The sequence below is a fragment of the Pseudomonas sihuiensis genome, from assembly GCF_900106015.1.
GTDB classification, from domain to species: Bacteria; Pseudomonadota; Gammaproteobacteria; order Pseudomonadales; family Pseudomonadaceae; genus Aquipseudomonas; species Aquipseudomonas sihuiensis.
Genome location: NZ_LT629797.1, coordinates 3,337,698 through 3,360,948, shown reverse-complemented (window position 1 = coordinate 3,360,948; position 23,251 = coordinate 3,337,698). Strand labels below are relative to the sequence as shown.

Sequence of the window (23,251 nt, the reverse complement as noted above, 5' to 3'; positions counted from 1 at the left end):
CCGGGCTTCCTGCGCGCTATCGGCCCAGGGGCCGCACGCCTCTCGATGGGCTGAAAAAGATGCTGGATAATAAAGCATGACCCGCGCAACGGCTAGCGCCGTCGGAGACCCCTTGATGTCTGAACACGATGTACGTCTGCAACAGTTGCAAACCTGGCTCGGCGAGCAGCTGCCCGCCCTCTTCGCAGTGCGCGACTGGGGCGCGGTGCCTGAGGCCGGGCTCACGCCTGCCAGTAGCGACGCCAGCTTTCGTCGCTATTTTCGTTGGCAGGCCGGTGAGCGCAGCCTGATTCTGATGGATGCGCCGCCGCCTCAGGAAAACTGCGAACCTTTCGTCCGCATCGCTGCGTTGCTGGCCAGCGCCGGTGTGCATGTGCCGCAGGTGTTGGCTGCCGATCTCGAGCAGGGCTTTCTGATCCTCGATGACCTGGGCCGCCAGACCTACCTGGATGTGATAAACGAACACAACGCCGACGAGCTGTTCGACGAGGCCATCGAGGCCTTGTTGTTGCAGCAGCGTTTGCCGCTGGACGGTGCTCTGCCGCATTACGACGAGGCGTTGCTGCGTCGTGAGTTGCAGCTGTTTCCCGAGTGGTACGTACAACGTCATCTGGGGCATGCCTTTACACCCGAGCAGGAAGCAGCCTGGCAGCGCATCTGTCGCCTGTTGATCGACAGCGCCTTGGAGCAGCCCAAGGTGGTGGTGCACCGCGACTTCATGCCGCGCAACCTGATGCAGAGCACGCCCAACCCCGGCGTGCTGGATTTCCAGGATGCCGTCAACGGTCCGGTGACTTATGACATCACCTGCCTGTTCAAGGATGCCTTCCTCAGTTGGCCAGAGGCGTGCGTGCAGGCCTGGTTACACGGCTACTGGGAGCGCGCCAAGGCGGCGGGCATTCCGGTGCAGGCATCGTTCGAAGACTTTCTGCGCGCCAGCGATCTGATGGGCGTGCAGCGTCACCTCAAGGTGATCGGTATCTTCGCTCGCATCTGCCACCGCGATGGCAAGCCCAAGTACCTTGGCGATGTGCCGCGTTTCTTCTCTTATATAGAGGCTGTGCTGGCGCGTCGGCCGGAACTGGCCGAGTTGGGCGAGCTGTTTGCCAGCCTGGCGAAAGATGAAGGGGCGCGTGCATGAAGGCGATGATCCTCGCGGCGGGCAAGGGCGAGCGCATGCGTCCTTTGACGCTGCATACACCCAAACCGCTGGTGAAAGCGGCGGGCGTGCCGCTGATCGAGTACCACATCCGCGCCCTGGCTGCTGCTGGCTTCACCGAGCTGGTGATCAACCACGCCTGGCTGGGCCAGCAGATCGAAGATTACCTCGGCGATGGCTCGCGCTTCGGCGTACGAATCGTTTATTCCCCTGAAGGTGAGCCGCTGGAGACGGGGGGCGGTATCTTCAAGGCATTGCCGCTGTTGGGGGCCGAGCCGTTTCTGGTGGTCAACGGCGATGTCTTCACCGACTACGCCTTCGCCGCGCTGCGCGAGCCACCCGCCGGCCTGGCGCATCTGGTGCTGGTGGATAACCCGGCGCATCACCCGCAGGGTGACTTCGTTCTGGCGGCGGGTCAGGTTCATGACGGCGGGGCGGCAGGCGAGCGGTTGACCTACAGTGGTCTCGCCGTGCTGCACCCGCGCCTGTTCGCCTCTTCTCAGCCCGGTGCCTTCAAGCTGGCGCCACTGTTACGCGAGGCGATGGCGGCAGGGCAGGTCAGTGGCGAGCACTATGGCGGCTGCTGGGTCGACGTCGGTACGCACGAGCGTCTGGCCGAGGTCGAACGCTTGTTGCAGGAGGCGCGCTAGGTGTTGTGGCCGGCCACCATGCTCGGGGCAGCGGCCGGGCTCGCCCTGGCCAGTATCCCAGGTGCTCTGCTTGGCGGTCTGCTCGGGCAGGTGCTGGATCGCCGTCTGCGCCTGCATGGCTGGGACAATCTGCGCGAGCGGTTGGGCGGCCGTGCGGCACCAGCGGATGATGATTTGCTGTTTCTGATGCTGGGGCGTCTGGCCAAGAGCGACGGCCGGGTGGTGCAGAGCCATATCCAGCAGGCGCGTTCGGAAATGCAACGGCTCGGATTGAACCCCGTCGCTCAGCGGCGCGCCATCGAAGCCTTTGCCCGTGGCAAGACCGGGCGTGACAACCTGCGTGCGCCCCTGCAGCGTCAGCGCGACCGCGCGGATGCCATGCTGCGGGCCTGCTGGCGCATGGCCTGGGTCGACGGGCGGGTATCGGCCAGTGAGCATGAGTTGATCCTGCTCTGGGGCAAGTGGCTTGGCTGGGACAGTGCCCGGCTCGATAGTCTGGGCGAGGAATACGCGCCGCGTCGCAGTCAGCAGCCGGCACCGGCTGGCGGCAGTTACCAGGAGGCGCTGCGTCTGTTGGGCGTGAATGAAGGCAGCGAGCCTGAGCAGATCAAGCGCGCCTACCGACGGCTGCTCAGTCGGCATCACCCGGACAAACTGGCCGGCTCCGGCGCCTCGCCTGAGCGCATTCGTGAAGCCACCGACACCACGCGTCAACTGCATCAGGCTTACGCGTTGATTCGCCAGCGCCGAGGGATTCGCTAGCAGGTAGTTTTCAGCTGCCTGCTGCGCGGATATGCAGCGTCAGCCAGCCGCGCAGACGGCGGTAGAGCTGCTCTTGCTGAACATCCAGATTGCCCGGCAGGGCCTTCATCGATACCTGTATGTAAGTGGGTAGTTTGGCCCGCTTGCTCGCCTGCAGGCGCTTCAGCGCAGCCATGCGCTCGGTGGCTTGATCCTTGTAGTAGAAGTCGCCGGTGGCCACGGTTAGCTGTGCGACCATCTCATCCAGTGGCGGCGCGAAGCCGGCAGGTAGTTCGGCCGCCACCATCAGCAGATTCTGCACGTTGTCCGGCTGACGTTCGCTCAGGTAGCGCGCAGCCCAGTAGGCGCCACTGCCATGCCCGAGGAGGACGATGTCTCTGGCCTGCTGCTGGCTGGCAAAGGCGATGGCGGCATCGATACGCGCCATTACCCGTTCGACATGCGCCTGGCGCCTTTGCTCGGCGGTGAGTTCCGTTGCGGCTGGTGTGGTTGTCTGCTCTGGCGCGACATCGGCAACGCTTTCATCTTCGCCATTGGTGGCTTCACCGTCAGTTGGCGCAGGCGTTTCGGAGGCCGCGCTGCGTGGCGGCAACGGGTCGCCGTCCGGGTCCGGCAGCGTCAGGCTCAGACTGTGCCAGCCGGCGTCGGGCAGTTTGCGCCGGAGCGGGCCCACCGCGGCGGCGCCATCGGCGTTTTCCACATCGCCGGGCAACAGGATCACCGCACCACTGGGCTCGCCGACGTTGGCTGGTAGCCACAGTGCGAGGAAGCTTTCGGCGCTGGCCTGCAGCATCTGCTGTTCACGTTTGTCCAGGCGTTGCTCCAGCGTCTGCGCGTCGCTGACGCTGCGTTCGGGCAACAGCGGACGTTCGCTTGCCGCAGGGGCGTCGGCGCTATCAGCCGGCGCGTCCTCGACCGGCTCCTCGGCCCAGACCGCGGGACAGGAGAGCAGGCAGAAACCGAGCAGTGCTAGTGAGTGAAGGCGCATCGATGAGGCTCCTGATCGTCTGCTACAGAGCCTAATGCCGGGCTCCGCTTTTGTCAGGCGATTGGTGCAAGACTGGAGTAAGGTAGGGGATCGCGTCACCGGATTCGCCGTGCATGAACTCCCTTCTCCGTTCCCTCTCTCTCCTGCTGATGCTGGCTGTTTCCACCGCCTGGGCCGAGAGCGCGCGCATGCCATTGCGCCCGGCCTTCGATGCCGAGCAGCGCGCCTGGCTCAAGGAGCATCCGGTGTTGCGCGTGGGCCTGCTCCAGCAGGCACCCTGGGTGCAGCGTGGTCAGAATAGGCAGTTGACGGGCGCCAACGTCGAACTGATGCAGCGTTTGCTCGAAGGCATGGGCGTCGCGCCTGACTGGCGTCTATATCCGAACCTGGAGGCCCTGGAACGGGCTGCCAGTGCTGGCGAGGTGGATCTGGCGCCAGGTCTGCAGCAGACGCCGGCGGGTCTGCGCATCTGGCATTACTCGATGCCCTACCTGCGGGTGCCGCATCTGGTGGTTGGCGAGCGTAGCGGCAATGGTGCGGTGGATCTCGATCAGTTGCCGCTGGAGCAGATGGTCGCCCTGCGTACGCCGAGCCAGGCTGCCGAGTATCTGGAGCGCACCCATACCAATCTGCGTTTGCGGGCGACGCCATCGGAGCGCGCGGCGTTGTTGCTGGTGCTGAATCAGGAGGTCAGTTATGCGGTGCTGGACGAGGCGAGCCTCAGCCTGCTGCTGCGCGAATCACGTTTCTCCAGCCTGAGCATCGTTGGCGACATCGGTCTGCCACAGCTAATGCGCCTGGCAACGCGCCGCGATCAGCCGCTGTTGTCCGGCATCGTCGATCAGACCCTGCAGGTGCTGCCGGCTCGCGAGCTGGAGGAATGGCGGGAAACCTGGATGCCTCTGCGCTATCCGCAGTCCACCGATTTCGTCGGCTTCTGGAAGACGCTCGCGCTGTTTTTCGGCCTGGTGCTGATGCTGGGTGCAACCGCGCTCTATCGGCAAAGGCAACAGACGCGTTTGCTGGAGCGTGGGCTGCTGGGCGCACGTGGCGAGCTGGATCGTCACCAGCAGGCAGCCGAGGCGTTGCGCCTGAGCCAGTTCTCCATCGATCACAGCACGGTGGGCATTCTCTGGGTCAACTGGGACAGCCACCTGCGCTACGCCAACCGTGCCGCCGAACGCATGCTCGGCTACGCCAGCGGCGAGCTGGTGGACAAGCCATTGAGCCAGCTCGAGCCCGGCCTGCACATGGATCGCTGGCTCAGCCTGTGGAAGCGCGTGCGCGAGGAGGATGAGGGCTCACCCAGCTTCGAGGTCGACTGCCTGCGCGCCGATGGCAGCCGCATGCCGGCCGATGTTTCCCTGAGTTTTCTGCGTTACCGCCAGGCCGAGTACCTGGTGGTATTTCTCAGCGACGTCACCGAACGCCGCCGTGCCCGCGCGGCGCTGGAGGAGAGCGAGGCGCGCTTCAAAGGCATCGCTGGCAACGTCCCCGGCCTGGTGTTTCGCCTGGAGCGCGCCGGGCCAGGGCAGACGGTCAACTTCGCCTATATCAGCGAGGCCAGCCAGGAAATGGTTGGCTGGCCGGCGCATGAGCTGCAACGTGAGGATCGTGGTATTCGCAGCCTGGTGCATCCGCAGGATCTGAACAGCTACCTCAACAGTCAGACGCTGGCGCTGGAGGGCGAGAGCGACTGGTACTGGCAGGGGCGCATCCTCACTGCCGAGCAGGAGGTGCTGTGGGCCGATATCCGCACCACGGCGCGCCCGCTGGGCAATGGCCGAGTGGTCTGGGACGGCATTCTCTGGGACATCACCGAGAACAAGCTGGCCGAGCTGGCGCTGGCCGATTCGCGGGCGCGCCTGCGTGAGCTGTCGGCGCATCTGGAAAGTGTGCGGGAGGAGGAAAAGGCGCGGATCGCCCGCGAAGTACACGACGAGCTGGGTCAGGTGCTGACCGTGCTCAAGCTGGAAACAGCGATGTGCGAGCTGGCCTGCGCCGGTCAGGTTGCAGAGCTGGACGAACGTCTGGCCAGCATGAAGCGCCTGATCGCTCAGTTGTTCCAGCTGGTGCGCGACGTGGCCACTGCCTTGCGTCCGCCGATTCTCGATGCCGGCATTGCCTCGGCCATTGAATGGCAGGTGCGTCGCTTCGAGGAGCGCACGCAGATTCCCTGTCTGGTCGATGTGCCCGAGCACTTGCCGCATCTGCCTGATGCCCAGGCCATCGGCCTGTTCCGTATCCTTCAGGAGGCGTTGACCAACGTCATGCGCCACGCCGGCGCGCATAGCGTCGAAGTGCGCCTGTGGCAGGAGGGCGGCAGCCTGTGTCTGTCGGTCGTCGATGATGGCAAGGGCTTCGATCCGGCGCTGCGCAAGCCGGGGCAATCCTTCGGCCTGGTTGGCATGCAGGAGCGCATGCTCATGCTCGGTGGCCAGTTGCAGATTGACAGCCAGCCGGGCGAGGGCACTACGCTGTGTGCGCGTATAAATCTGGAAGAGGAGATCGCAGCGTGATTCGGGTACTGGTGGCCGAAGACCACACCATCGTGCGGGAAGGCATCAAGCAACTGATCGGCATGGCGCGCGATCTCGAGGTGGCTGGCGAAGCCTGCAATGGCGAGCAACTGATCGAGGTGCTGCGTCGCACGCCTTGCGACGTGGTGCTGCTGGATATCTCCATGCCCGGCGTCAATGGTCTGGAGGCCATTCCGCGTATCCGCGCGCTGAGCGAGGCACCGGCGATTCTGGTGCTGTCGATGCACGACGAGGCGCAGATGGCGGCGCGTGCGCTCAAGGCCGGTGCCGCCGGCTACGCCACCAAGGACAGCGACCCGGCGTTGTTGATCACGGCGATTCGCAAGGTAGCCAGCGGTGGTCGTTATATCGATCCGGCGCTGGCCGACCGCATGGTCTTCGAGGTCGGCCTGACCGATTCGCGCCCGCCCCATGCGCAACTGTCCGAACGCGAGTTCTCGGTGTTCGAGCGTCTGGTGCGCGGGGAGGGTGTCAATGACATTGCCCTGCACCTGGCGATCAGCAACAAGACCGTGAGCACGCACAAGGCGCGCCTGATGCAGAAGCTCGGTGCTCATTCGATGGCCGACCTGGTGCGTTACGCGATGGAGCACCGCCTGGTCTGATCGGGCGCTTTCGTAGGAGCGGCTTCAGCCGCGATGAATCGCCCACCGGAGCTTCGCGGCTGAAGCCGCTCCCACGGTTTTCATGCACTGTATAACCGATGCGATCACTCGGATTTTGTAGGGCAAGCCCTACACGAGATTCTCCTCGCGCCTGATATCAGCTTGTCATCCCGCCCGATTTTTCACCCTGTCTCGCCGACCTAATCTTGGGTCATCGGCCTGAGACAAGAACAAGGGTGTGGTGTGATGGCAAACGATGTACTGGTGAGCTTCCGTGGCGTACAGAAGAGCTATGACGGCGAAACGCTGATCGTCAAAGACCTCAACCTGGATATCCGCAAGGGTGAGTTTCTGACCCTGCTCGGCCCGTCCGGTTCCGGCAAGACCACCAGCCTGATGATGCTGGCCGGTTTCGAGACGCCGACTGCCGGCGAGATCCTCCTCGATGGCCGCTCTCTGAACAAACTGCCGCCGCACAAGCGCGATATCGGCATGGTGTTCCAGAACTACGCGCTGTTCCCGCACATGACCGTGGCCGAGAACCTGGCCTTCCCGCTGAGCGTGCGCGGCATGTCGCGTACCGACATCAGCGAACGGGTCAAGCGTGCGCTGTCGATGGTGCAGCTCGACAGCTTCCGCAACCGTTATCCGGGCCAGCTCTCCGGTGGTCAGCAGCAGCGCGTGGCACTGGCCCGTGCGCTGGTGTTCGAGCCGCAACTGGTGCTGATGGACGAACCCCTCGGCGCGCTGGACAAGCAGCTGCGCGAACACATGCAGATGGAGATCAAGCACCTGCACCAGCGCCTGGGCGTGACCGTGGTCTACGTCACCCACGACCAGGGCGAGGCACTGACCATGTCCGACCGCGTGGCCGTGTTCCACCAGGGCGAGATCCAGCAGATCGCTCCGCCGCGCGAGCTCTACGAAGCGCCGCACAACACCTTCGTCGCCCAGTTCATCGGTGAGAACAACCGCCTGGCCGGCGAGCTGGTCAGCCACGATGGCGAGCAGTGTGTGGTGCGCCTGGCGCGTGGCGAGGAAGTGCGTGCCACGGCGGTCAACGTCGGTGCGGTGGGGGAGGCGGTGAGCCTGTCGATCCGCCCCGAGCGCATCCGCCTCAACGGCCACAGCGAAGCCTGCCCGAACCGCTTCTCCGGGCGCATCGCCGAGTTCATTTACCTGGGCGACCACGTGCGTATCCGCATGGAGGTTTGCGGTAAATCCGACTTCTACGTCAAGCAACCCGTGGCCGAGCTCGATCCGGCCCTGACGGTTGGTGACCTGGTTCCGCTCGGCTGGTCTGTCGAGCATGTCCGCGCGCTGGATCCACTCCAAGTCGAGTGAGCCTTTTGCGCAGTGCTTCACCTTTACCCCGTAACACAGAGGAGCTGATAAGAATGACGAAATCCCTGAAGCTCGCGGCGTTGGCCCTGGGCGTTAGTTGCGCCATGCCGGCACTGGCGGTGGATCTGACCGCGGTTTCCTTCGGCGGCGCGAACAAGGCGGCGCAGGTCAAGGCGTTCTACGAACCCTTCGAGAAGGAAACCGGCAACAAGGTGCTGGGCGGCGAATACAACGGTGAGATGGCCAAGGTCAAAGCCATGGTCGACACCCGCAGCGTGAGTTGGGATCTGGTGGAGGTGGAGTCGCCGGAGCTGGCCCGTGGTTGCGACGAAGGCCTGTTCGAGGAGCTCGACCCGGCGCAGTTCGGCGATCAAGCCAACTTTATCGACGGCGCCATCCAGCCCTGCGGTGTGGGCTTCTTCGTCTGGTCCACGGTGCTCGCCTACAACGCCGACAAGCTCAGCGCGGCGCCGACCAGCTGGGCCGATTTCTGGGACGTGAAGACATTCCCGGGCAAGCGCGGCCTGCGCAAGGGTGCCAAGTACACTCTGGAATTCGCCCTGATGGCCGACGGCGTGCCGGTCAAGGACGTGTACAAGGTGCTGGCCACCAAGGAAGGCCAGGATCGTGCGTTCAAGAAGCTCGACGAGCTGAAGCCCAGCATCCAGTGGTGGGAAGCTGGCGCCCAGCCGCCGCAGTATCTCGCCTCCGGCGACGTGGTGATGAGCTCGGCCTACAACGGTCGTATCGCTGCCGTGCAGGCCGAGAGCAACCTGCAAGTGGTTTGGAACGGCGGCATCTACGACTTCGATTCCTGGGCCATCCCGCGTGGCGCCAAGAACGCCGAACTGGCCAAAGAGTTCATCGCCTTCTCGGTCAAACCAGAAGCGCAGAAGACCTATTCGGAGAACATCGCCTACGGCCCGGCCAACAAACAGGCCATCGAGCTGCTGGCGCCGGAGCGTCTGAACCTGATGCCGACCACCCCGGAAAACATCGCCAACCAGGTGGCCATCGACGTGACCTTCTGGGCTGACTACGGCGAGCAGCTGGAGCAGCGTTTCAACGCCTGGGCCGCCCGCTAACCAGGGCGTCGCGCAGCGACGCCTTCCTCGCCCCCTTCTCCTGCGGGAGAAGGGGATGAGGGTGGCGGAGCTGCCCAAGCGATGTTTGTCGTATCCCCGAATTTCTGCCGCCTGGTGCGGCCTTAGCTTGCGGAGTTGTCCATGGCCGCCGTACTGCCTGCCACCGAGTTGCCCGGGCCAAGCCTGAAGCAGCGTCTGGCTCGTGCCGAGCGTTTCAATCGCCTGAAGTCCAAGGCGCTGATCCTGCCGCTGTTGCTGTTCCTCCTGCTGACCTTCCTGCTGCCCATCGGCGCGCTGCTCATGCGTAGCGTGGATAACCCTGAGGTGGTCGGCAGCCTGCCACGTACCGTCGAGGCGATCGCCGCCTGGGATGGCCGTGGCCTGCCGGATGAGGCGGCGTACCGGGCGATTGCCAGCGATATGCTCGAAGCGCGGCGTAACCAGAGCCTGGGCGATCTGTCCAAGCGCCTGAACATGGAATTGGCGGGCTTTCGCAGCCTGGTCAGCAGCACCGCACGCAAGCTGCCGCTGGGCGAGGAGCCGGCGTCCTACCAGGAAGCCTTCCTCGATATGGACGAGCGCTGGGGCGACCCTGCCTACTGGCAGGTGATCCGCCGCAATGCGTCGTCGGTGACGCCGTACTACCTGCTGGCCGCGCTCGATCATCGTATCGACGACCTCGGCGAACTGGCCAAGGCCACGCCGGATCAGGCCATCTATCTGGACATCTTCACCCGCACCTTCTGGATGAGCCTGGTGATCACGGTCATCTGTCTGGTGCTGGCCTACCCACTGGCCTACCTGCTCGCCAACCTGCCGACGCGGCAGGGCAACCTGCTGATGATTCTGGTGCTGCTGCCGTTCTGGACCTCGATCCTGGTGCGCGTCGCCGCCTGGATCGTGCTGCTGCAGTCGGGCGGGCTGATCAACAGCGCGCTGATCTCGCTGGGCATCATCGAGCAACCGCTGCAACTGGTGTTCAACCGCAGCGGCGTATACGTGGCCATGGTGCACATCATGCTGCCGTTCATGATTCTGCCGATCTACAGCGTGATGAAGGGCATCTCACCCAGCTACATGCGCGCGGCGGTGTCGCTCGGCTGCCATCCGTTCGCCAGCTTCTGGCGGGTGTATTTCCCGCAGACCCTGGCCGGTGTCGGCGCCGGTTGCCTGCTGGTGTTCATCCTGTCCATCGGCTACTACATCACCCCGGCGCTGCTGGGCAGCCCGAACGACCAGATGATCAGCTACTTCGTCGCCTTCTACACCAACACCACCATCAACTGGGGCATGGCCACGGCTCTTGGCGGTCTGCTGCTGGCCGCGACCCTGGTGCTCTACGTGGTGTACAGCTGGCTGGTCGGTGCCAGCAAGCTGAGGCTTGCCTAGAAAACGGCCTGCGCAGCAGGCCATCTGATGACCCTCTCCCGCTTGCGGGAGAGGGTGCCCGAAGGGCGGGAGAGGGTGCTTGTTTAGGCACCACTGCTTCTCGGTAACCGAACTCGGGAGGATGGCGCAAGAAGAGCGCCCTCTACCCCAACCCCTCTCCCATAAATGGGAGAGGGGAGCTAAAAGCTAAATGGAGTCACAGCCATGCTCAGCCCCTACATGTCACCCGTCGAGCGCCTCTGGTACTACGGCCTGCGCATTCTCTGCGGCCTGGTGCTGCTGTTTCTGATCCTGCCGGTGCTGGTGATCGTGCCGCTGTCGTTCAACTCCGGCACTTTCCTGGTCTACCCGCTGCAGGGTTTCTCGCTGCGCTGGTATGAGGACTTCTTCATGTCCGCCGACTGGATGCGTTCGCTGAAGAACAGCCTGATCATCGCCCCGGCCGCGACCCTGCTGGCCATGGTCTTCGGCACCCTGGCCGCCATTGGCCTGACCCGTGGCGAGTTCCGCGGCAAGGCGCTGGTGATGAGCCTGCTGATCTCGCCGATGATCGTGCCGGTGGTGATCATCGGTGTGGCCAGTTACCTGTTCTTCGCGCCGCTGGGCATGGGCAACAGCTACCTGTCGCTGATCCTCGTGCATGCGGTGCTCGGTGTGCCGTTCGTGATCATCACCGTGTCGGCCACGCTGCAGGGCTTCAACCACAACCTGGTGCGTGCCGCCGCCAGCCTTGGCGCCTCGCCGCTGACGGCATTTCGCCGGGTGACCCTGCCGCTGATCGCGCCGGGGGTGATTTCCGGGGCACTGTTCGCTTTCGCCACCTCGTTCGACGAAGTGGTGGTGACCCTGTTCCTCGCCGGCCCCGAGCAGGCCACCCTGCCGCGGCAGATGTTCAGCGGCATTCGCGAGAACCTGTCGCCGACCATCGCCGCCGCCGCGACACTGCTGATCGGCTTCTCCATCCTGTTGCTGCTGACCCTGGAGTGGCTGCGCGGGCGTAGCGAGAAGCTGCGTACCTCCACGCCGGAGTAGATCGCCGCAGCTGCATGTTCAGGGCCTCGCCGGGAAACCGGCGGGGCCTTGCTCGTTTCCGGGCGTAGAATGTGCAGTTTCTCCTGACCCAACAAGGCGGCCAGATGGACTTCGATGATCCCGGTTTTCGCGAGCTGATCGACGCGTTGCACGATGGCGTCTACATCACCGACGCCGATGGCATCACCCTCAAGGTCAACAGTGCCTATGAGCGCCTGACCGGCCTGCGTGCCGAGGACGTCGTCGGCCAGCACATGCAGGCGTTGGTGGAGCAGGGCGTGATCTCGCAGTCGGTGTCGCTGCGCGTGCTCAAGGAAGGCAAGGCGCTGTCGCTGATGCAGAGCGTCAGCCAGGGCAAGCGTCTGCTGGTCAGTGGCACGCCGATCTTCGCCGCCGATGGCCGGGTGCGCTACGTGGTCAGTACCGTGCGCGACATGACCGAACTGCTGCGCATGAAGCATGAGCGCGACGAGCTGCAGCAACTGAAGCAGTTACGCAACAGCACCGCCAAGCTGCATGCCGGGCAGCGTGACGATCTGCTCGATGCCTCGCCAGTGGCCAGCCTGCCGGCGTCCGGGCGGGTCTTCGCTCAGGCCCGGCAGGTCGCCGCCAGTGACGTGAAGGTGCTGCTGCAGGGGGAAACCGGCGTCGGCAAGACCCTGATCGCCCAGTACATTCACAAGAGCAGCCCGCGCGCGGCGCAGCCGTTCCTGGCGCTGAACTGTGGCGCGCTGCCGGAAAACCTGATCGAGGCCGAGCTGTTCGGTTATGTGCCGGGCGCTTTCACCGGCGCCGGCAGCAAGGGCAAACGCGGGCTGCTGGAGCTGGCGCACCAGGGCACGGTTTTTCTCGATGAGATCGGTGATCTGCCGCTAGCGCTGCAGGTCAAGCTGCTCAAGGTGATCGAGGAGAGCCGCTTCATTCCGGTCGGTGGCCTGGAGCTGAAAGAGGTGGACGTGCGCATCATCACCGCCACCCACCATGATTTGCGCAAGATGGTCGCCGACGGGCGTTTTCGCGCCGACCTCTATTACCGGCTCAACGTGGTGCCGATCCATATCCCGGCCTTGCGCGAGCGGCCCGAGGAAATTCAGCCGCTGCTGGATTTCTACCTGGCCGAATTCAACCAGCGTTATGGCCGCGCACTGAGCTGGGAGCTCGAGGCGCTCGATGCACTGACCGACTACGCCTGGCCCGGCAACATCCGCGAGCTGATCAATCTGGTCGAGCGCCTGGTGGTCACCGTCAGCGGCGAACGCATCGAGCTGTTCGACCTGCCAGAGGAGATGCGCATCGCCCGTAGCGATGCCGGCGAAGACGATCTGCTGCCCCTGCGCAAGCAGGTGGAGAACCTCGAGCGGCGCCTCATCCGCCGTGCGCTGATGCAGCACAAGACCACCCGAGAAGCGGCCAAGGTGCTGGGTCTCAGCCAGGCGACCCTGGTGCAGAAGATGAAGCGCTGGGAACAGGGTTGATTGGAAAATGGATCGAATGACGGTCTTTTGATTGATTTTCTGATCAAGTGCGTTCTGCGCAGCACTGTGACAAATCGACGCAAGCCTTCTAGCACGCCGCTTTCAGCAAGCTGGCACAGGAATGGCTATGACAGGTCCTGAACCCGTTCAGCACAACAACGCATAAAGGGCCTGCTGATGACTATTGCTGCATTCAAGATCGCCAATAAGCTGCTGACCGGCCAGGGTGCCGTGGAGCAACTGGCGGTCGAACTGCCCCGTCTGAATATCACCAACCCGCTGATCGTCACCGACGCCATCCTGATCAAGTCCGGTACGGTCGAGCATGTCCTCAAGCAGCTCGGCGAGCGCCGCTATGGCATCTATGACGGTGTCGAGCCGGAGCCGGAAATCGCTATCGTCGAAGCCTGCGCCAAGGTCTATCGCGAGGGCGGTCACGATGGTCTGATCGGCGTCGGTGGCGGCAGCGCCATCGATATCGCCAAGGCCGTGGCCGGTTACGTCGGTCATGACGGTGCGCTGGAAGAGCTGTTCGGTGTCGATCAGATCAAGCGCAAAGGGCCGCCGCTGATTGCCATTCCGACCACTGCCGGCACCGGTTCGGAAGTGACCAACGTATCGATCCTGTCGGACAAGAAAGCGCAGCTGAAAAAGGGCATCGTCAGCGACTACCTGCTGCCCGACGTCGCCCTGGTCAGCCCGGTGATGACCCTGACCTGCCCGCGCGGCGTGACCGCAGCCAGTGGCGTCGACGCCCTGGTGCACGCGGTGGAGTCCTACCTGTCGGTCAATGCCTCGCCGATCACCGATGCCCTGGCCATTGGCGCGATCAAGCTGATCGCCAAGGCACTGCCCAAGGCCTACGCCAACCCGGCTGACCTGGTGGCGCGCGAAGACATGGCCACCGCCAGCCTGATGGCCGGCATGGCCTTCGGCAATGCCGGTGTCGGCGCCGTGCATGCGCTGGCCTATCCCCTGGGCGGGCGCTTCAACATCGCCCACGGCGTCAGCAATGCCTTGCTGCTGCCCTACGTGATGGCCTGGAACAAGCTGGCCTGTGTCGAGCGCATGGCCGAGATCGCTGCCGCCCTGGGCGTGCAGACTCACGGTCTGAGCGACAAGGTCGCCGCCGACCTGGCCGTCGAGGCCATGGCCGAGCTGTGTGCCAGCGTCGATATTCCCAAGGGCATGCGCAGCTTCGGTGTGCCGGAAGACGCCATTCCGGCCATGGCCGAGGAAGCGAGCAAGATCGACCGCCTGATGCGCAACAATCCGCGTCGCCTGACGGCGGGCGATATCGAGCAGATCTACCGCGCTGCCTACTGATCTGCGCAACAACCGATGAACAGCCCCGGCAATGTCGGGGCTCGCTGCTTACAACTCTAATAAAGCTGGGTGACTCAAATGTCCGAACTGCATCAGCAAGACCTTGGTGTGGAAGCCCCCTACTGGCCGGTGGGGCCATTCAAGGTGCGTCTGCCTTTCATTCATTACCGCTTCGAACTCTCCGACTACATGCAGGGCCTGCTCATGTGTGCGGTGGATCTGGCGGCGATTCCGCTGATGACCGAATTCCTCGGCATGCCTTTCGAGGTGGCGCTGGCGGTGGTCATGCTCAACGGGCTGCTGTACCTGACCCACCATTTGCTGGGCGACCCCGTCGTCCCGGGCTGGATCACCCCGGCGATTCCCTTGCTCATGGCTTACTGCAGCCAGTTCCCGGAGGGCCCGGAGCGGGTGCATGCGCTGATCGCCTTCCAGTTGATGCTGGGGATATTTTCCATCGGCCTGGGCATGACCGGCATGGCGCGCAAGGTGGTGTCATTGGTGCCCTCTGCACTCAAGGCCGGCATCATCATGGGCGCCGGCCTGAGTGCGGTGGTGACTGTGTTCAAGGAGGGCGGTCGCTTCGACAGCTTCCCCTGGACCATTTCCATCGCCGTCGGTATCGCCTTCTATCTGGTGTTCTCCCTGCACTTCCAGCAGCTGAAGAAGCGCAGCCGCTTGTGGTGGAACTTCGCCAAGCTGGGCATTTTCCCGATCATCCTCCTGGCGGTCTTCGTCGCGCCGATCTTCGGTGAGGCGCCTTGGCCGAGCATCGAGTGGGGCATCAGCAAGCCGGACTTCGTCACCCTGTGGAACGAGTACACCGTGTTCGGCCTCGGCATGCCGCCGCTGATGATGTTCGTCACCGCCATTCCTACTGTCCTGGCCGCCTACCTGGTGGTGTTCGGTGACGTGCTGGGTGCCAAGGCGATCCTCGGCGAGGCCGACCACATCCGCAGTGACGAGAAGGTCGACTTCAACCCCAACCGTTCGCACCTGATCTTTGGCGGGCGTAACGCCTTCATGAGCATCTTCGGCCCGGACGTGGCCATGTGCGGCCCGCAATGGTCAGCCATGCAGGTGGTGATCACCGAGCGCTTCAAGGGCGGCGCCAAGGCGATGAAGTCCATCTACGGTGGCGTCGGCTCGTTCCGCTGGGGCACCAACACCGGCCTGTTGCTGTTGCCGGTGGTCACCTTGCTGCAGCCGATTCTCGGTGTAGCACTGGCGCTGACCCTGCTGATTCAGGGTTACGTCAGCGTGCGCCTGGGCATCATGGAGGCGCGCAGTCAGCGCGACCTGGGCATCGCCGGGGTCATTGGCGCGGTATTGGCGATCAAGGGCGCTGGCTGGGCCTTCGCCATCGGCGTCGGCCTGTGCGCGCTGATCTACGGGGCACAGATGTTCCGCGGTGAGAACGACCAGACCTTCACCAAGGACCTGCCGCCCGGCGAGTGAGGCCTTTCGAGTCCCTTATCCAGCCGAGGGGCGATTTCTTCCCTCGGCTGCAGGAGAAAATCATGCAATTGAACGATCCCGATCTGCTGCGCCACCAGGCCTATATCGACGGCCAGTGGTGCGAAGCCAGCGATGGCGCCATCACTGAAATTCTCAATCCGGCCAATGGCGCGTCTCTGGGGACGGTCCCGAACATCGGGGCCGAGCAGACCCGCCAGGCCATCGAGGCGGCGCAGGCTGCCCAGCCGGCCTGGCGTGCGCTCACTGCCAAGGAGCGCGCGGCGCGCCTGCGCAAATGGTATGAGCTGATGCTGGCCAACCAGGAGGACCTGGCGCGGATCATGACCGCCGAACAGGGCAAACCGCTGACCGAGGCCCGCGGCGAAGTGCTTTACGCGGCATCCTTCATCGAGTGGTTCGCCGAAGAAGCCAAGCGTGTCTACGGCGACACCATTCCCGGTCATCAGCCGGACAAGCGCCTGATCGTGACCAAGGAACCCATTGGCGTGACCGCGGCGATCACGCCGTGGAACTTCCCGGCGGCGATGATCACCCGCAAGGCCGGCCCGGCGCTGGCCGCCGGCTGTGCGATGGTGCTCAAGCCCGCGCCACAGACACCGTTCAGTGCGCTGGCGCTGGCTGTCTTGGCCGAGCGCGCGGGCATTCCGGCCGGGCTGTTCAGCGTGCTGCCGGCCGATACCGAGCGTTCCCGTGAGGTGGGCTTTGAGCTGTGCGCCAACCCTATCGTGCGCAAGCTGTCGTTTACCGGCTCCACGGGGGTGGGCATCAAACTGATGGAGCAATGTGCGCCGACCCTGAAGAAGCTTTCACTCGAGCTGGGCGGCAATGCGCCGTTCATCGTCTTCGAGGATGCCGACCTGGATGCCGCAGTCGAAGGCGCACTGGTCGCCAAGTACCGCAACGCCGGGCAGACCTGCGTCTGCGCCAATCGCTTGTATGTGCACGATGCCGTCTACGACGCCTTTGCCGAGAAACTGGCCGCTGCCGTGGCCAAACTGCGGGTCGGCCATGGTGATGAGGAGGGCGTCGTCATTGGTCCGCTGATCGACGGCAATGCCGTGGCCAAGGTGCAGGCGCATCTGGCCGATGCGCTGGAGAAGGGCGCCAGGGTGCTGCAGGGCGGCAAGGCGCATGCGCTGGGCGGGCATTTCTTCGAGCCGACGGTCATCACTGGTGTCACCGCGGATATGCGCGTGGCCCGCGAAGAGACCTTCGGCCCGCTGGCGCCGTTGTTCCGTTTCAGCGATGAAGCCGAAGTGGTGCGTCAGGCCAACGACACCGAGTTCGGCCTGGCAGGCTACTTTTATACCCGCGATCTGGGCCGCACCTTCCGTGTAGCCGAAGCGCTGGAGTACGGCATGGTCGGTATCAATACCGGGCTGATCTCCAATGAAGTGGCGCCATTTGGTGGCATGAAGGCCTCGGGGCTCGGTCGCGAAGGTTCCAAGTACGGCCTGGATGAGTACCTGGAGATCAAATACCTCTGCCTCGGCGGTATCTGAGGCAGGCGGCTCATTGTGGGAGGGGCTTTAGCCGCGATTGGCTTGGCACAAAAGCCAGAAGCTCGCCGCTGAAGCGCCTCCCACTATGCCGTGCGCAGGGTGGACAACGCGAAGCTTGTCCACCTTTCTTGCTGCGTCGCTGCCGGCCATGGTGGACAAGCCTTCGGCATGTCGCTCCCTACGCGAGGTTGGCTTCAGTCGATTGAAGGCTCTACAGCCGCTACAATGCGCGCCACCGTGACCCAAGCCCTTAGAGGTGCGCCATGCAACCCTTCGCCATCGCCCCGTCGATCCTTTCCGCCGACTTCGCCCGCCTGGGCGAGGAAGTGGACAACGTACTCGCCGCCGGTGCGGACATCGTCCACTTCGACGTGATGGACAACCACTACGTGCCCAACCTGACCATCGGCCCGATGGTCTGCTCGGCGCTGCGCAAGTACGGCATCACCGCGCCCATCGATGCGCACCTGATGGTCAAGCCGGTGGATCGCATCATCGGAGACTTCATCGAGGCCGGTGCTTCGTACATCACCTTCCACCCGGAAGCGTCCGAGCACATCGACCGCTCGCTGCAGCTGATCAAGGCGGGTGGTGCCAAGGCGGGCCTGGTGTTCAACCCGGCCACCCCGCTGGACGTGCTCAAGTACGTGATGGACAAGGTCGACATGATCCTGCTGATGAGCGTCAACCCCGGTTTCGGTGGGCAGAAGTTCATCCCCGGCACCCTCGACAAGCTGCGCGAAGCCCGCGCGCTGATCGACGCCAGTGGCCGCGAGATCCGTCTGGAGATCGACGGTGGCGTCAACGTGCAGAACATCCGCGAGATTGCCGCAGCGGGCGCCGACACCTTCGTTGCCGGTTCGGCGATCTTCAACCAGCCGGACTACAAGGCGGTGATCGACGCCATGCGCGCCGAACTGGCCCAGGTGCGTGGATGAAACCGCTGCGCGCGCTATGCGGCGGTGAGCTGCCGCGCCTGGTTATGTTCGACCTGGACGGCACGCTGATCGACTCGGTGCCGGACCTGGCCGAAGCGGTCGACCGCATGCTGGTGGAACTGGGGCGCGCGCCGGTTGGCGTTGAAAAAGTCCGCGACTGGGTCGGCAACGGCGCGCGCGTGCTGGTGCGCCGCGCCCTGGCCGGCGGTCTGGATCACGCGGCAGTGGGCGAGGCCGAGACGGAAGAGGCCCTGGCGCGCTTTCTCGATATCTATGCCGACTGTCATCACTTGACCGCGCTGTACCCGGGCGTGCATGAGCTGCTCGAAGCGCTGAGCACGGCGGCCGTCGAGCTCGCCGTGGTGACCAACAAGCCGGAGCGCTTCGTCGCGCCTTTGTTGGAGCAGGTCGGCCTTGGCGGTTATTTCCGCTGGATCATCGGTGGCGACACCCTGCCGCAACAGAAGCCGGACCCGGCCGCGCTGCTGCAGGTGATGCATCTGGCTGGGGTCGATGCGGCGCAAGCGCTGTTCGTCGGCGACTCGCGCAACGACGTGCTGGCCGCGCGCGCGGCTGGCGTGCCCTGCGTGGCGGTGAGCTATGGCTACAACCATGGTCGGCCGGTGGCCGAGGAAGATCCGCAACTGGTGGTCGATAACCTCGCCGAGCTGTTGTAATCGCATCTGTGCGTAGGAGCCCGCTTGCGGGCGATGATTCGCTTGATCGCCCGCAAGCGGGCTCCTACGGGTTGCTTAGCCCGAGCGGCTGCGATACCGTGGCCGCTCTCCTTATTCCCCCGCCTGTCGAGATCGCACCGTGGTGGTTAGCTGCAAACTCTGGATGAAAGTGATCAAGGCTCTGGCCCGTTGGCGCTGGCGCGCCTGATCTCGTCCTGCCGCCGCCGCGCGGCCCGTTTGCACCCGACCGTTTACCCCGAGCCATGAGGCTGATCATGACCCATGAAGAATTCCTGCGTTTAGCCGCTGAAGGCTACAACCGTATTCCGCTTGCCTGCGAAACCATCGCCGACTTCGACACGCCGCTGTCGATCTACCTGAAACTGGCCGATGCGCCCAACTCCTACCTGCTGGAATCCGTGCAGGGCGGCGAAAAGTGGGGTCGCTACTCGATCATCGGCCTACCGGCGCGCACCGTGCTGCGTGTGCATGGGCATGAGGTGGTGATCACCACCGACGGCGTCGAGGTCGAGCGCCATGAGTGCGTCGATCCACTGGCCTTCGTCGAGCAGTTCAAGGCGCGCTACAAGGTGCCGACCATCGCCGGGCTGCCGCGTTTCAACGGTGGCCTGGTCGGTTACTTCGCCTATGACAGCGTGCGATACGTGGAGCCCAAGCTGGCTGCCGGGGTCAATCCCGATGCGCTGGGCACGCCGGACATCCTGCTCAACGTCTCCGATGCCGTGGTGGTGTTCGACAACCTGGCGGGCAAGATGCACGCCATCGTTCTGGCTGATCCGGCCGAGGCGGATGCCTTCGAGCGTGGCCAGGCGCACCTGCAGGAAATCCTGCACAAGCTGCGTCAGCCGTTCGCCCCGCGTCTGGGTGTGGATTTGAACAAGCCTGCAGGTGAGGAGCCCGCGTTCCGCTCCAGCTTCAGTCGCGAGGATTACGAACGCTCGGTCAGCGCCATCAAGGATTACATCCTGGCTGGCGACTGCATGCAGGTGGTGATTTCCCAGCGCATGACGATCGGGTTCAAAGCGGCGCCCATCGACCTGTACCGCGCGCTGCGCTGCATCAATCCGACGCCTTACATGTACTTCTTCAACTTCGGCGATTTCCATGTGGTGGGTTCGTCGCCCGAGGTGCTGGTGCGCGTCGAGGATAACCTGGTCACCGTACGGCCCATCGCCGGCACCCGCCCGCGCGGTGCGACCGAAGAGGCCGACCTGGCGCTGGAAGAAGATCTGCTGGCCGACGCCAAGGAAGTCGCCGAGCATCTGATGTTGATTGACCTGGGCCGCAATGACACCGGGCGCGTCTCGGAAATCGGTTCGGTGAAGCTGACCGAGAAGATGGTCATCGAGCGTTATTCCAACGTCATGCACATCGTTTCCAACGTCACAGGCGAGCTGAAGAAGGGCCTGACCTCGATGGACGCGCTACGTGCGATCCTGCCAGCCGGCACCCTGTCCGGTGCGCCGAAGATCCGCGCGATGGAGATCATCGACGAGCTGGAACCGGTCAAGCGTGGCGTCTACGGCGGCGCGGTCGGTTACTACGCCTGGAACGGCAACATGGACACCGCGATTGCGATTCGCACGGCGGTGATCAAGGACGGTGAACTGCACGTGCAGGCCGGCGCCGGCATCGTTGCCGACTCGGTGCCCGCGCTGGAGTGGGAAGAAACTCTGAACAAGCGCCGCGCCATGTTCCGCGCCGTCGCGCTCGCCGAACAGACTGCCGTCCAGGCCCAGGAATAAGAGGAGCCGTACCATGCTTTTGATGATCGACAACTACGACTCCTTCACCTACAACGTCGTGCAGTACCTGGGTGAGCTGGGCGCCGACGTGCACGTGATTCGCAACGACGAACTGACCATCGCCGAGATCGAAGCGCTCAAGCCCGAGCGCATCGTCGTTTCGCCCGGCCCCTGCACGCCGACCGAGGCGGGCGTGTCCATTGAGGCCATCCTGCATTTCGCCGGCAAGCTGCCGATCCTGGGTGTCTGCCTCGGCCACCAGAGCATCGGCCAGGCCTACGGCGGTGACGTGGTGCGTGCGCGCCAGGTGATGCACGGCAAGACCAGCCCGGTGTTCCATGAAGACAAGGGCGTGTTCGCCGGCCTCAACAACCCGCTCACCGTGACCCGCTATCATTCCCTGGTGGTCAAGCGTGAAACCCTGCCGGACTGCCTGGAGATCACCGCCTGGACCCAGCATGAAGACGGCTCGGTCGACGAGATCATGGGCCTGCGCCACAAGACCCTGAACATCGAGGGCGTGCAGTTCCACCCCGAATCCATCCTCACCGAGCAGGGCCACGAACTGTTCGCCAACTTCCTCAAGCAGACCGGAGGCGTGCGCGCATGAATATCAAGGAAGCCCTGGGCCGCATCGTCGCTCAGCTCGATCTGACCACCGAGGAAATGCAGGCGGTGATGCGCGAGATCATGACCGGTCAGTGCACTGACGCGCAGATCGGCGCCTTCCTCATGGGTATGCGCATGAAGAGCGAGACCATCGACGAGATCGTCGGTGCCGCCAGCGTCATGCGTGAGCTGGCCGCGCCCGTGGTCATCGACGCCGAGCGACTGGTCGACACCTGCGGTACCGGTGGCGATGGCATGAACATTTTCAACGTCTCCACCGCTGCGGCCTTCGTCGTCGCGGCAGCCGGTGGCAAGGTGGCCAAGCACGGCAACCGTGCGGTCTCTGGCAAGAGTGGCAGTGCCGATCTGCTCGAGGCTGCCGGCGTCTACCTGGGGCTCAAGCCCGAGCAGGTGGCGCGTTGCGTCGAGAGCGTCGGCGTCGGCTTCATGTTCGCCCCCTCGCATCACGGGGCGATGAAGCACGCCATCGGCCCGCGCCGCGAGCTGGGTCTGCGCACCATCTTCAACATGCTTGGCCCGATGACCAACCCGGCAGGCGCCAAGCATCAAGTCATCGGCGTATTCAGCCAGGCCCTGTGCCGGCCGATGGCCGAAGTGCTGCAGCGTCTGGGCAGCGAGCACGTACTGGTGGTGCACGCGCAGGATGGGTTGGACGAAATCAGCCTGGCCGCGCCGACCTTCATTGCCGAACTCAAGAATGGCGTGGTCAGTGAGTACCGCATCCAGCCTGAGGATTTCGCGATCAAGAGTCAGAGCCTGATCGGCCTGACCGTCGACAACGCCGAGCAGTCGCTGGCGCTGATCCACGATGCCCTCGGCCGGCGCAAGACCGACAACGGCCAGAAGGCCGCCGACATGATCGTGCTCAATGCCGGTGCCGCCCTCTACGCTGCCGATCATGCCAGCAGCCTGCGCGAAGGTATGCAGCTGGCGCATGATGCACTGCACACCGGCCTGGCACGCGAGAAGCTGGAAGAGCTGGTGTCCTTTACCGCGGTATTCAAACAGGAGAACGAAGGGTGAGCGTACCAACCGTACTGGAGAAGATCGTCGCCCGTAAGTTCGAGGAAGTGGCGGCGCGTCGCGCTCAGGTCAGCCTGGCCGAGGTTGAGGCTGCCGCGCGCAGTGCCGATGCACCGCGTGGCTTTGCCCGTGCTCTGCTCGAGCAGGCTGCGCGCAAGCAGCCGGCAGTGATCGCCGAGATCAAGAAAGCCTCGCCGAGCAAGGGCGTGCTGCGCGCCGACTTCGTGCCGGCGGATATCGCCCGCAGCTACGAAGCGGGCGGCGCCACCTGCCTGTCGGTGTTGACCGATATCGATTTCTTTCAGGGCGCCGACGAATACCTACAGCAGGCCCGCGCGGCCTGTGCGCTACCGGTGATTCGCAAGGACTTCATGGTCGATCCCTACCAGATCGTCGAAGCCCGTGCCCTCGGTGCGGACTGCGTGCTGCTGATCGTTTCCTGCCTGGATGACGTGCGCATGGCCGAACTGGCCTCAGTGGCCAAGGACGTCGGTCTCGACGTGCTGGTGGAGGTGCATGACGGCGACGAGCTGGAACGTGCGCTGAAGACTCTGGACACACCGCTGGTGGGCATCAACAACCGTAACCTGCACAGTTTCGAGGTGTCCCTGGAAACCACCCTCGACTTGCTGCCGCGTATTCCGCGTGATCGCCTAGTGGTGACCGAAAGCGGCATTCTCAACCGCGCCGATGTCGAGCTGATGGAGATCAACGAGGTCTACGCCTTCCTGGTCGGCGAGGCTTTCATGCGCGCGGAAAGCCCGGGCAGCGAATTGCAGCGTCTGTTCTTTCCCGAACGCGGCCGGCCTGCAGTAATCGGCACGGACCCGGAATAACGCGCATGAAAAAGCCGGCAATCAAGCCGGCTTTTTCTATTGGGG

19 protein-coding genes and 1 pseudogene are annotated in these 23,251 nt (G+C 64.1%); 19 read left to right on the top strand and 1 reads right to left on the bottom strand.

Annotated elements, in window-relative coordinates:
* The first annotated feature begins 115 nt into the window (after positions 1–115).
* Genes BLT86_RS15955 through BLT86_RS15945 form a run of 3 tightly spaced genes read left to right on the top strand, consistent with a single transcriptional unit; the run spans position 116 to position 2,571 of the window.
* A complete protein-coding gene (locus BLT86_RS15955; protein ID WP_092378008.1) occupies positions 116–1,141 on the top strand; it encodes an aminoglycoside phosphotransferase family protein in 1,026 nt (341 codons plus the stop codon).
* On the top strand, positions 1,138–1,809 hold the full coding sequence (gene murU / locus BLT86_RS15950) for an N-acetylmuramate alpha-1-phosphate uridylyltransferase MurU (RefSeq protein WP_092378004.1): 672 nt from the start codon (positions 1,138–1,140) through the stop codon (positions 1,807–1,809). Before BLT86_RS15955 ends, murU begins: the two co-directional genes overlap by 4 nt.
* A complete protein-coding gene (locus tag BLT86_RS15945; protein ID WP_092378000.1) occupies positions 1,810–2,571 on the top strand; it encodes a DnaJ domain-containing protein in 762 nt (253 codons plus the stop codon).
* 10 nt (positions 2,572–2,581) lie between these two features.
* Here the strand turns inward: BLT86_RS15945 and BLT86_RS15940 are convergent, their stop codons facing one another.
* Positions 2,582–3,559 (bottom strand): alpha/beta hydrolase family protein, encoded by a 978-nt coding sequence (locus BLT86_RS15940; RefSeq protein WP_074679621.1) that lies wholly within the window; start codon positions 3,557–3,559, stop codon positions 2,582–2,584.
* Between the two features lie 113 nt (positions 3,560–3,672).
* On the opposite strand from BLT86_RS15940, the gene BLT86_RS15935 reads away from it, so the two are divergent.
* The 16 genes and pseudogenes from BLT86_RS15935 to trpC all read left to right on the top strand — a co-directional run bounded on the left by BLT86_RS15935 (position 3,673) and on the right by trpC (position 23,206).
* Positions 3,673–6,078 (top strand): PAS domain-containing sensor histidine kinase, encoded by a 2,406-nt coding sequence (locus BLT86_RS15935; protein WP_092377996.1) that lies wholly within the window; start codon positions 3,673–3,675, stop codon positions 6,076–6,078.
* The gene (locus tag BLT86_RS15930; protein WP_092377993.1) at positions 6,075–6,704 is read left to right on the top strand and encodes a response regulator; all 630 of its coding nucleotides are present in this window, start codon (positions 6,075–6,077) and stop codon (positions 6,702–6,704) included. Before BLT86_RS15935 ends, BLT86_RS15930 begins: the two co-directional genes overlap by 4 nt.
* Before the next feature lie 246 nt (positions 6,705–6,950).
* Positions 6,951–8,048: an ABC transporter ATP-binding protein gene (locus BLT86_RS15925; protein ID WP_074679615.1), complete on the top strand. Its 1,098-nt coding sequence runs from the start codon at positions 6,951–6,953 to the stop codon at positions 8,046–8,048.
* Between the two features lie 53 nt (positions 8,049–8,101).
* Entirely contained in the window at positions 8,102–9,133 is a 1,032-nt protein-coding gene (locus BLT86_RS15920) for an ABC transporter substrate-binding protein (protein WP_092377990.1), read from the top strand.
* Positions 9,134–9,274: 141 nt separating this feature from the next.
* On the top strand, positions 9,275–10,522 hold the full coding sequence (locus BLT86_RS15915; protein ID WP_092377988.1) for an ABC transporter permease: 1,248 nt from the start codon (positions 9,275–9,277) through the stop codon (positions 10,520–10,522).
* Positions 10,523–10,726: 204 nt separating this feature from the next.
* On the top strand, positions 10,727–11,554 hold the full coding sequence (locus BLT86_RS15910) for an ABC transporter permease (protein WP_003463515.1): 828 nt from the start codon (positions 10,727–10,729) through the stop codon (positions 11,552–11,554).
* A 104-nt stretch (positions 11,555–11,658) separates the two neighbouring features.
* The gene (locus BLT86_RS15905) at positions 11,659–13,029 is read left to right on the top strand and encodes a sigma-54 interaction domain-containing protein (RefSeq protein WP_092377985.1); all 1,371 of its coding nucleotides are present in this window, start codon (positions 11,659–11,661) and stop codon (positions 13,027–13,029) included.
* A gap of 177 nt (positions 13,030–13,206) precedes the next feature.
* Complete coding sequence (locus BLT86_RS15900) at positions 13,207–14,355, top strand: iron-containing alcohol dehydrogenase (protein ID WP_092377983.1); 1,149 nt, start codon at positions 13,207–13,209, stop codon at positions 14,353–14,355.
* A gap of 78 nt (positions 14,356–14,433) precedes the next feature.
* A complete protein-coding gene (locus BLT86_RS15895) occupies positions 14,434–15,813 on the top strand; it encodes a hypothetical protein (protein WP_074679605.1) in 1,380 nt (459 codons plus the stop codon).
* A 62-nt stretch (positions 15,814–15,875) separates the two neighbouring features.
* Positions 15,876–17,336, top strand: coding sequence for an NADP-dependent succinate-semialdehyde dehydrogenase (gabD, locus tag BLT86_RS15890; protein ID WP_092377980.1), 1,461 nt, complete (start codon positions 15,876–15,878; stop codon positions 17,334–17,336).
* Positions 17,337–17,599: 263 nt separating this feature from the next.
* Positions 17,600–18,274 (top strand): ribulose-phosphate 3-epimerase, encoded by a 675-nt coding sequence (gene rpe, locus BLT86_RS15885; RefSeq protein WP_061242602.1) that lies wholly within the window; start codon positions 17,600–17,602, stop codon positions 18,272–18,274.
* Positions 18,271–19,159, top strand: a pseudogene (locus tag BLT86_RS15880) (phosphoglycolate phosphatase). The gene rpe and the pseudogene BLT86_RS15880 overlap by 4 nt, the downstream one beginning before the upstream one ends.
* A 67-nt stretch (positions 19,160–19,226) precedes the next feature.
* Positions 19,227–20,717 carry an anthranilate synthase component I gene (gene trpE, locus BLT86_RS15875; RefSeq protein WP_092377975.1) on the top strand — a complete coding sequence of 497 codons (1,491 nt, stop codon included), beginning with the start codon at positions 19,227–19,229 and terminating at the stop codon, positions 20,715–20,717.
* A 13-nt stretch (positions 20,718–20,730) separates the two neighbouring features.
* Positions 20,731–21,327 carry an aminodeoxychorismate/anthranilate synthase component II gene (locus tag BLT86_RS15870; protein WP_074679597.1) on the top strand — a complete coding sequence of 199 codons (597 nt, stop codon included), beginning with the start codon at positions 20,731–20,733 and terminating at the stop codon, positions 21,325–21,327.
* Positions 21,324–22,370: an anthranilate phosphoribosyltransferase gene (trpD, locus tag BLT86_RS15865; RefSeq protein ID WP_074679595.1), complete on the top strand. Its 1,047-nt coding sequence runs from the start codon at positions 21,324–21,326 to the stop codon at positions 22,368–22,370. Before BLT86_RS15870 ends, trpD begins: the two co-directional genes overlap by 4 nt.
* The gene (gene trpC / locus BLT86_RS15860) at positions 22,367–23,206 is read left to right on the top strand and encodes an indole-3-glycerol phosphate synthase TrpC (RefSeq protein ID WP_092377971.1); all 840 of its coding nucleotides are present in this window, start codon (positions 22,367–22,369) and stop codon (positions 23,204–23,206) included. Before trpD ends, trpC begins: the two co-directional genes overlap by 4 nt.
* Positions 23,207–23,251 lie beyond the last annotated feature (45 nt).

Bases quoted from the DNA above. Each gene is read 5' to 3' on its own strand.
- BLT86_RS15955 (WP_092378008.1), top strand. From the start codon at position 116: ATGTCTGAACACGATGTACGTCTGCAACAGTTGCAAACCTGGCTCGGC.
- murU (WP_092378004.1), top strand. From the start codon at position 1,138: ATGAAGGCGATGATCCTCGCGGCGGGCAAGGGCGAGCGCATGCGTCCT.
- BLT86_RS15940 (WP_074679621.1), bottom strand. From the start codon at position 3,559: ATGCGCCTTCACTCACTAGCACTGCTCGGTTTCTGCCTGCTCTCCTGT.
- BLT86_RS15935 (WP_092377996.1), top strand. From the start codon at position 3,673: ATGAACTCCCTTCTCCGTTCCCTCTCTCTCCTGCTGATGCTGGCTGTT.
- BLT86_RS15925 (WP_074679615.1), top strand. From the start codon at position 6,951: ATGGCAAACGATGTACTGGTGAGCTTCCGTGGCGTACAGAAGAGCTAT.
- BLT86_RS15920 (WP_092377990.1), top strand. From the start codon at position 8,102: ATGACGAAATCCCTGAAGCTCGCGGCGTTGGCCCTGGGCGTTAGTTGC.
- BLT86_RS15915 (WP_092377988.1), top strand. From the start codon at position 9,275: ATGGCCGCCGTACTGCCTGCCACCGAGTTGCCCGGGCCAAGCCTGAAG.
- BLT86_RS15910 (WP_003463515.1), top strand. From the start codon at position 10,727: ATGCTCAGCCCCTACATGTCACCCGTCGAGCGCCTCTGGTACTACGGC.
- BLT86_RS15905 (WP_092377985.1), top strand. From the start codon at position 11,659: ATGGACTTCGATGATCCCGGTTTTCGCGAGCTGATCGACGCGTTGCAC.
- BLT86_RS15900 (WP_092377983.1), top strand. From the start codon at position 13,207: ATGACTATTGCTGCATTCAAGATCGCCAATAAGCTGCTGACCGGCCAG.
- BLT86_RS15895 (WP_074679605.1), top strand. From the start codon at position 14,434: ATGTCCGAACTGCATCAGCAAGACCTTGGTGTGGAAGCCCCCTACTGG.
- gabD (WP_092377980.1), top strand. From the start codon at position 15,876: ATGCAATTGAACGATCCCGATCTGCTGCGCCACCAGGCCTATATCGAC.
- rpe (WP_061242602.1), top strand. From the start codon at position 17,600: ATGCAACCCTTCGCCATCGCCCCGTCGATCCTTTCCGCCGACTTCGCC.
- trpE (WP_092377975.1), top strand. From the start codon at position 19,227: ATGACCCATGAAGAATTCCTGCGTTTAGCCGCTGAAGGCTACAACCGT.
- BLT86_RS15870 (WP_074679597.1), top strand. From the start codon at position 20,731: ATGCTTTTGATGATCGACAACTACGACTCCTTCACCTACAACGTCGTG.
- trpD (WP_074679595.1), top strand. From the start codon at position 21,324: ATGAATATCAAGGAAGCCCTGGGCCGCATCGTCGCTCAGCTCGATCTG.